Origin of the sequence: uncultured Neglectibacter sp. (assembly GCA_937958185.1) — a bacterium.
Taxonomy (GTDB): Bacteria; Bacillota; Clostridia; order Oscillospirales; family Acutalibacteraceae; genus Acutalibacter.
The window spans coordinates 64492-72127 of the sequence record CALFFN010000036.1 but is presented as its reverse complement, the minus strand read 5'-3'; the positions used below and the strand labels follow the sequence as shown (position 1 = coordinate 72127).

6 protein-coding genes and 1 tRNA gene are annotated in these 7636 nt (G+C 57.6%); 1 reads left to right on the top strand and 6 read right to left on the bottom strand.

Annotated features, from left to right (window positions below):
• Positions 1-32 precede the first annotated feature (32 nt).
• From AB8996_RS10950 to AB8996_RS10930, 5 genes are all read right to left on the bottom strand, one after another.
• Positions 33-108: transfer RNA gene (locus AB8996_RS10950), tRNA-Trp, on the bottom strand.
• A gap of 227 nt (positions 109-335) precedes the next feature.
• Positions 336-1118 (bottom strand): sugar phosphate isomerase/epimerase family protein, encoded by a 783-nt coding sequence (locus AB8996_RS10945; RefSeq protein WP_369299022.1) that lies wholly within the window; start codon positions 1116-1118, stop codon positions 336-338.
• A 69-nt stretch (positions 1119-1187) separates the two neighbouring features.
• Positions 1188-1925 (bottom strand): 6-phosphogluconolactonase, encoded by a 738-nt coding sequence (locus AB8996_RS10940; protein ID WP_369299021.1) that lies wholly within the window; start codon positions 1923-1925, stop codon positions 1188-1190.
• Positions 1922-2908, bottom strand: a complete 987-nt coding sequence (locus tag AB8996_RS10935; protein WP_369299020.1) for an ROK family protein — start codon at positions 2906-2908, stop codon at positions 1922-1924. The genes AB8996_RS10940 and AB8996_RS10935 overlap by 4 nt, the downstream gene beginning before the upstream one ends.
• A 2-nt stretch (positions 2909-2910) precedes the next feature.
• Positions 2911-5268, bottom strand: a complete 2358-nt coding sequence (locus AB8996_RS10930) for a glycoside hydrolase family 9 protein (protein ID WP_369299019.1) — start codon at positions 5266-5268, stop codon at positions 2911-2913.
• A 316-nt stretch (positions 5269-5584) separates the two neighbouring features.
• Here AB8996_RS10930 and AB8996_RS10925 point away from each other — a divergent pair, with 316 nt between their 5' ends.
• The gene (locus AB8996_RS10925) at positions 5585-6643 is read left to right on the top strand and encodes a LacI family DNA-binding transcriptional regulator (RefSeq protein WP_369299018.1); all 1059 of its coding nucleotides are present in this window, start codon (positions 5585-5587) and stop codon (positions 6641-6643) included.
• Here AB8996_RS10925 and AB8996_RS10920 read toward each other — a convergent pair.
• Positions 6637-7524 carry a LysR family transcriptional regulator gene (locus AB8996_RS10920; RefSeq protein WP_369299017.1) on the bottom strand — a complete coding sequence of 296 codons (888 nt, stop codon included), beginning with the start codon at positions 7522-7524 and terminating at the stop codon, positions 6637-6639. The two genes, AB8996_RS10925 and AB8996_RS10920, sit on opposite strands and share 7 nt — an antisense overlap.
• Positions 7525-7636: the final 112 nt, after the last annotated feature.

Sequence of the window (7636 nt, the reverse complement as noted above, 5' to 3'; positions counted from 1 at the left end):
AGAGACAGGCACAAGGCTTGTCTCTCTTGTTTTGGCAGGGGCAGAAGGATTCGAACCCTCGGCACGCGGTTTTGGAGACCGCTGCTCTACCAGCTGAGCTATACCCCTATATAAGCTGAAATCCTCTTTCGGATTTCAGCTTACTCAGTTTACCATCTTCCCGAAGGGATGTCAACACTTTTTTGCAGGATCTCCTTTCATTTTCGCGGTGCGGCTGCAAATATGGTCGACAGCTTTCGATGTGACCGACTGACAGGAAAATTTGAGGAAAGCTTTTCAAAAGCTCTCCTGCCCCATCATTTGCCGATAGCCAACGCCTAATCGTCAATTTCCATTTACCCCATTCTCATCTGCTCCAGCCGCCTTGCTTTCCGATACGCCAAGGAAAGAAATTCCTCTATGGACAAGCTTTCATAATCCCAGTTCATCGGTTCCAGAGATGTTGCGCCCTGATAGCCTGTTGCTGAAATATTACCCATCACTTCCGCCCAATCAATGCTTCCGTCAAAGGGCAGCTGGTGCTGGGCACGCCTGCCCCTGTTATCATGCAGGTGCAGAGCCATCAGCCGATTGCCAAAGCGCTTTAACAGGTCGATTTCCGGCGCATAGTTTTTATGGTGACAACTATCATAACAGAATCCAACAAATCTTGAATCGAAGGAAGACAAGGCAGAAATGAGATGATTGATATTTCGCACATTTTCAAATGCGATTTGTATTTCTTTGTCCTCCGCTTCGGAAATGATCGCCTTGAGCCGCTCCATTCCCTGATCGTTCAACAGACAGGCGTCATCAGGCAAATGGATGACAACAGTGGATATATTGTTTTTAGAACAATCCTTTACGCATTGCAGATAGCTTTGAAAAACGCTTTCCCCACCCAAAGTATCCAATGACAAATCGTTCTGCTCATGAACGGGGGCATGGATATTTTCTACGAACAGACCTGCCGTTCGCGCAAGCTCTGCATCTTTTTGATAGCCCTCTCCCCTGCCGAACTGGTCGCTCCACCAAAGCATGACACAGTCGAAGCCGGCGCTTTTTATCAGCCGGTATCTTTCTTCAAAGGATACCTCGTACCCCGCGCCGTATCCGAAGCAATCGTATATTCCCAGCACTGTTATATTCTCCGTCCTTTCAAACAATAGTCGGCGAAGCCTGTTTTCTGTATGCTTCTTTCCCCTGTATTACGCCAAATCCGTCACATATTTCGCGGCGGCAGCGTCCAGCAGAAATTCGCAGTTTGGGTGAAGCTGGAGAACAGAAGCGGGGATATCCTCTGTCACCGGCTCTTTCAGCATTTTCCGAACGATCTCCGCCTTGTGCGCGCCCTTGGCGATCAGCACGATACGGCGGGCGTGCATGATGGTGCGGACGCCCAGGGTCAAGCCGCCCAGCTCATGCTCCGGCGCAACGCCGGTCTCCCTGCGCACCCGGGCTTCAAAAATGGGGTCCATGGGCGACACCCATGTTTCGCTGCCGAAGGGCGTGCCGGGCTGGTTGATGCCGATATGCCCGTTCATGCCCAGACCCAGCATTTGCAGGTCGATCCCCCCGGCGTCTTCCAGCGCTTTCTGGAATTTCCGGCACTCCGCCTCATAATCCTCCGCAATGGTGGGCGGCATGAGGAACCTTTCCTCGGGAATGTGCAGCGGGCGGGCGATCTGCTCCGCTATCATGGTATAGCAGCACCCGGCATAGGAGCGGGGCAGGTTCGTCAGCTCGTCTACATTAAATAAGGTGACGCGGCTGGTGTCAAAGGGATACTTCCCATAAATGTCGCTGACAATGGCGTGCATATTTTTGGTGGTCTCCCCGGTGGAAAGCCCGATGACGGAATCAGGCTTTGCCAGCATTTGCCCGATGATCCGCCATGCAGCCATTACGTCAAATTCATGTTCGTCTCTTGCAATCGTTACCTTCATATGCTTTTCTTCCTTTCCTGTTCCAGTTTTTCCATGGCGTTGCAGGCTGCGCCTATCACGCCGATATGGGCGGGGTCAAGACCCGTGCGCACGATGCCCCGGGTGACAAAGCGGACAGTGTGGGCGTTCAGCCCGGCAAGCACTTTCTGATACAGCAGTTCATTGGACAGCAGACCGCCGCCCAGCACCACCAGCTCCGGGTCGGACTGCCGCACCAGATTCATAATGAGATTGGAAATCCCCTGGGCGGCGTTGTTTGTCAGCAGGGTGCAGAGCAGGTCGCTGTCATAACGGGAAAAAATCTCAGCCGCGGAGACCCGGCTCCCGTCCTCGGGGATCGGCAGGGTGGTGTCCGGGTACTGTTCCCGCAGCAGCCGGGCACTGGCGTCCAGCCCCACCCCGGCGGAAACCATTTCCACACAGTCCTGCCGCCCGCAGACGCAGGGCACGTGAAGCGCCACGCCGGAGCCGGTATGCCCCACCTCCCCGGCATTGCAGTGTCCGCCGTGAACCAGCTTTCCGTTTACCACGATACCCGCCGCGATGCCCGTGCCGATATTCAGATAGATAAGATTTTTACAATCCTTTCCCTGCCCGAACCGCATTTCCGCCTTGGCGGCGCTGCGCACATCGTTGTCGATGGCGCAGGGAAGCCCAAAGCGCTCCTCCAGGAGCCGCGCTACGGGAAATTCTTCCTTCCGCACCCGGTCGATCTCCATCCACAGCCCCTTCCCGGGGTCCACCCTGCCCACCAGCCCCACGCCCATGGCGCAAGGCAGGGGTTCCTCCCTGGGGCGGGCATTTTCCAGAAAATCCTTTACGCTGTCGGAGATAAGCTCCAGCGCCTGGGTTTGGGAAAGCGCCCCGCTGGGGTAGCTTTTCTGCCGGAGCAAATTTCCGTCTGCGGTGACTTCACCCAGCAGCAGCTTGGTGCCGCCCAAATCCGCGCCCAGAAAGGTGGGGTGTCTCATCTCATGCTCCATACTCAATCCTCCAAAAAGTCCGCGCACAGCCACAGCCAGCGGCAGGCGGCGCCGATCCAGACCTCCCGGTAAGTGGCGTTATTGTTCTGCGGCCAGTAGGGTTCGTCTTCATTGTTCAGAGTTTCAATACCCACGGGCACCTCCCCCGTGCATTCGCCACAGAGCACGGCATACTGGCGGCAGTAATTACTGCCCGCGCCGTAAATCAGCGACTGTCCAAAGGGGTTCTTGCCCCACAGCCAGTAAAGCTGTTCCCTGCCCAGCTGCAGCAGCTCTTCATCGTGGAAGTACCTGCCCAACAGGGACGCCGCCTTGCCCATGGACAGCAGCACGGCGGAATTTCCCCGGAACGAGAACCACACCGGGAAATTGCGGAGCACATAGCCCTCGGAGAGTTGCGTGCCGTTTGCCAGCTGTTCCTTGTAATTCTCCACCTCGTCCTCATAGCGGCAGGTCAAATGAAGGTAGGGGAACAGTTCCGAATCCAGCGCCTCGTCGGTTTTATGAATGCCTGCCGGAAGCATATCAAATGGAGCGGTGTTCCCGGAGATCACCTTGAGGTAGCCGCCGTAGAGCCGCATTGCCTGCTCCCAGCGGGGGCGCTCCTGCGCCTGGGGCTGGGTGCGGCAAAGGGATTCCAGTGCCTGTATGAACTGCTGTTCTCTAGCCTGGTGATTGAAATGAACGATAGTTTTATGGCTTTCGTCCCGATAGAAAAAGCCGGTCAGCGGCGCGCCGCCGTTCCCTGTTTCCTGACAGAGCAGCAGAAGATTCCCATACTGCCGGGCGGCCTCCGCGTGGCCGGCGCTGCCGGCTTCCACCAGACAGCTTGCCGCCCATGCCGCCACGGCATAATACTGGGAGCGCCCGCTGTTATAGGTGTGCTCGAAAAAGCTGGGGGCAGGGTCCACCCCGGTCTCGGCAAATTTCTTCACAGCGAACCCGAAATCCTCCTTTGCGGCAAGAATCGCCCCTGCCGCCAGCTCGTCGTCATAGCCCTGCAGGCAGTGGCTGGCGTAAGCTTCCACGCCGCTGAACAGGAAATTCTCATAGGCGTGGTCGTGGACCCGGGCGGGGATATCGTCAAAATTCCCCATCAGATTGTCGGTGAACCGGGTCGCCCCGGCGCTGGTCGCCCGGAAGCCGTCGCCGAACCGGGTGCGCAGAATAAAATCCAGCCCCCACTGTGCTTCCTCCATCAGTCGGAGGTACAGGGGCATATCCCCCTTGCAGCGGGAGGCGTTTTCAAACAGGGCGTGCACCACCTCGGCGCTCTGCGCCGCCTGCTGGGACACGTCCCCGGCGTCGTGCCAGCCGCCGCAGAAGCTCATTGTCACGCCATCATGGGTCGCGGTAATGTCCTGGTGGCAGGTGCCGTGCTTGCCGGGCACGGGAGTGCCGCAGCGCTCGCAGTAAATGTAGTTCAGCACCTTCCACAGGCTTTCCCGGCACAGGTCCTGCCCGATCTCAAAAGGCTCGCTTGTGGCAAATTCCGTTCTGATCCTGTAGCTGCCGGCGGTGCAGAAATCCGAAAAATCCAACAGGGCAAATTCGCCCCTGTCGTTTTTCACCGGCTTTGCCGGAGCGGCAAATACGGCTTCGCCGCTTTCCGCCGCGGTCAATTCAAAGCTTTTCACCGCTGCGCCTGTGACTGCCGTTTTCCGGCTGTTCTGCCAATAGCCCACGGTGGAGAAAAGAATGGCGTTGTCGTCCCGCTGCCAGCCACGCTCATGCTCCGGGTGCTCCACCCGCTCCAGGCGCAGGTCCTTATACTCGTAGGTCATGGTCTCCCCGGCTGCCACATCGTGACCGCTGAGCCCCACAAAGAGCCGCAGCTCGTCGATGGCGTCCCGGGGCATGGCGGCAAATTCCCAAATGCACTCGTTCCACTCTCCGTTTTTCAAATCAAACGCGGTGGAACCCTCCCGGTAATAGGGGTCCGGGATCGGGGTCTTCCCCACGTTCCGCAGCGCAGCGTACTGGGACACGATGCGGGCGTTCGTCATGTGAGGGCGCACCCAGAAGCGAATGCGGTTGTATCCGCTCCAATCCTGGGGCGGGAAAGAAAAACGAATGGTGGCGGAACCGAAATTGGTGTAGTCCCCGTCTGCCGGGGCGCCCTCGGGCCAGTGGTCGCTGCGCAGGGAAGCGCTGAGAACCAGCGTCCCGTTTTCCTCAGAGAGCGTTCCCTCCCGGTCGGCAACGGGATCGGCAATGCGCTCCCCGGCGCTGTACAGGATACGCTGCGCTTCCACCTTCTTTTTGGGAAAGGAGGCTTCCAGCGAGCGTTCCGGGTGCAGCGGCAGCGGACGGTGGACATACAGCGTCTCCTGCAATTCCTGTTCAAATTCTTTTTTCATACTCTTCCCTCTCTTTTCGTTGTTATATCATATGCGCAGAATGCGCCAACTGATTTGGAGAAGCCCGGTACTTTTCCGTAGGAAAAGAGAAACGCTTCGCGTTTCAGGGGTTCTCTCTGATGATCGCTTTGCGATCATTGTACCATCTGCTTCGACTATAATATGAAAACCTTTACATTGCAAGTGGACGTTTTACCCAAATCCGGCTTTACATTTTCGTCAAAATGCAAAGCTGCGGGAGGCTGTCCGCCCGTTGAAAAGGTTTTCAGCTTTTGTTACAATGGAGAAAAGAGCTTTCTGCTTTGGAGGTGCCTTTATGAACAAGCCTGCCACTATGGTGCAAATCGCAAAGGAATGCGGCGTTTCCATTGCCACGGTTTCCCGGGTGCTAAACGGCACCGCTCCCGTTTCTCAGCGCACCAGGGAACGGGTAGAAGCTGCCATTCACAAGCACCACTACACGCCGAACGCCTTTGCCAGAGGGCTTATCAAGCGGCAGAGCATGACGCTGGGAATTGTCATGCCGGACATTACGAACCCCTATTTTTCCGCCATGTTCCGGGCGTTTGAACAGGCTGCCCGCGCTGCCGGATACTCGGTGTTTCTCTGCAACACCTCTTTTTTCAGCTCCGCCGATAAGGACGGCTCCCACCCGCCGGAAGCCGCGTATTTCAAAATGCTGCTGGACAGGCAGGTGGACGGTGTTCTCGTAGCGGGCGGGCAGGCAGACCTGCTCCACGTGCCGCCGGAATACCGAAACGCCCTGCAGGAGCTCGCCTCCGCCGTGCCCACCGTGGTGCTGGGGAACCCTATTCGCGGGATAGACTGCCTGTTCCTCCAGAGGGAAACCGGGAAAGGTGTGTTCGCTTCCATGGACCATCTGGCTTCCCTGGGGCACCGCCGCATTGCTTTTCTGGGGGGCGAGCGGGGCGTCAGCATTACGGAATCCCGGCTGGGGGCGTATGCCGACGCGCTGTCTGCTTTAGGGTTTCCCTATGACAAGGAGCTTGTCTCCCTGTCCGATTACTACGCCCCGGACGGCTACAGCGCCATGAAGTCCCTGCTGGAACAAAAAATCCCGTTTACGGCGGCGCTGGCGATCAACGACAGCGTGGCGTTCGGCGCGTACCGGGCGCTGGCGGACTTTGGGCGCCGCGTGCCGGAGGACGTTTCCATCGTCAGCTGCGACCAGTTCTTTTCCGCCGACTATTTTGTCCCCCGCCTGACGGGCATGGACCAGCACAACGAGCAATTCGGACGGTTCGTCATTCAGGCGCTGCTTCACCGCATACAGGGGATAGAGACGGACGCCAGAATCCAATCCACCCCCGATCTGGTGCTGCGGGAAAGCTGCGCGCCGCCGAAGGCTTACTGAGCCTTATCAGTGAACTGCCCGCGCACCGCCTGAAGAAATTCCCGCAGTGCGCCGCCGAAAGCCTTGGAGAAAATAAGCCCATACTCGATGGTATATTCCTCCTGCAGGGGCACCGCGGTCAAGGCGGGGTGGACATTTTCCCAGCATTCCAGGGACACCAGCAGGGCCTCGCTTTCTGCACAGCGGTTGAAGGTTTCCATATTGTAGACGGGCAGAATGCTTTCGATCGCCGCTTCCGGGCATTTCTCCTGCAGCGCGTGCCGTATTTCATCGTTGATCGGGCTGACGCCGGGCTTCATCAGCATGACGGTCTCCCCCTTTAAGTCCCCAAGGGAAAGCGACCGCGCCTTTGCCAGCCGGTGCTCTCGGCTCATAAGCAGCTCAAATCGGTACTGCCCGATAGGCAGAAAGTCGAATTTCTCCCGGGCAAATAAATTATCGCAGGAGCCGACCAGAAAATCGAAATCCCTGCCCAAATGCTCATAGCGCTTTCGGTCGTCGGAAAAGGGAACGATCTGCAGCCGGAACCTTGCGGCGCTTTCCGACCGCTGCCACTGCTCCAGAAAATCCTGACAGGGGGACAGCGCCGAGCTGCCCACACGCAGCGTGATGCGTTTTGGTCTGCCCGCCGCGCGCACCCGCTCCACCGCTTCGCCGGACAGCCGGATCAGCTCCTTTGCCTCCCGGTAGAACACCTCCCCCGCCGGGGTCAGCCCTACGCCGTGATTGGAGCGCGTGAGCAGCCGCACGCCCAGCCTGTCCTCCAGGCTGTTCAGCTGCTTGATCACCGCCGTGTGGGTCAGGTACAGCTGCTCTGCCGCCCTGGAAAAGCTGCCCCGCTCTACCGTTTCCAAAAAAGTATCCAGCACCTTGTCATACATTTGGACAACCGCTCCTTTTGCTGAAACCTGTAGTTTCAACCATTGTATCAAACGGAAACTTCCCTGTCAATCTGTTTTCCGCTATACTGACAGCAGAACACAAATATTTCAA

Bases quoted from the DNA above. Each gene is read 5' to 3' on its own strand.
- AB8996_RS10940 (WP_369299021.1), bottom strand. From the start codon at position 1,925: ATGAAGGTAACGATTGCAAGAGACGAACATGAATTTGACGTAATGGCT.
- AB8996_RS10935 (WP_369299020.1), bottom strand. From the start codon at position 2,908: ATGGAGCATGAGATGAGACACCCCACCTTTCTGGGCGCGGATTTGGGC.
- AB8996_RS10930 (WP_369299019.1), bottom strand. From the start codon at position 5,268: ATGAAAAAAGAATTTGAACAGGAATTGCAGGAGACGCTGTATGTCCAC.
- AB8996_RS10925 (WP_369299018.1), top strand. From the start codon at position 5,585: ATGAACAAGCCTGCCACTATGGTGCAAATCGCAAAGGAATGCGGCGTT.
- AB8996_RS10920 (WP_369299017.1), bottom strand. From the start codon at position 7,524: ATGTATGACAAGGTGCTGGATACTTTTTTGGAAACGGTAGAGCGGGGC.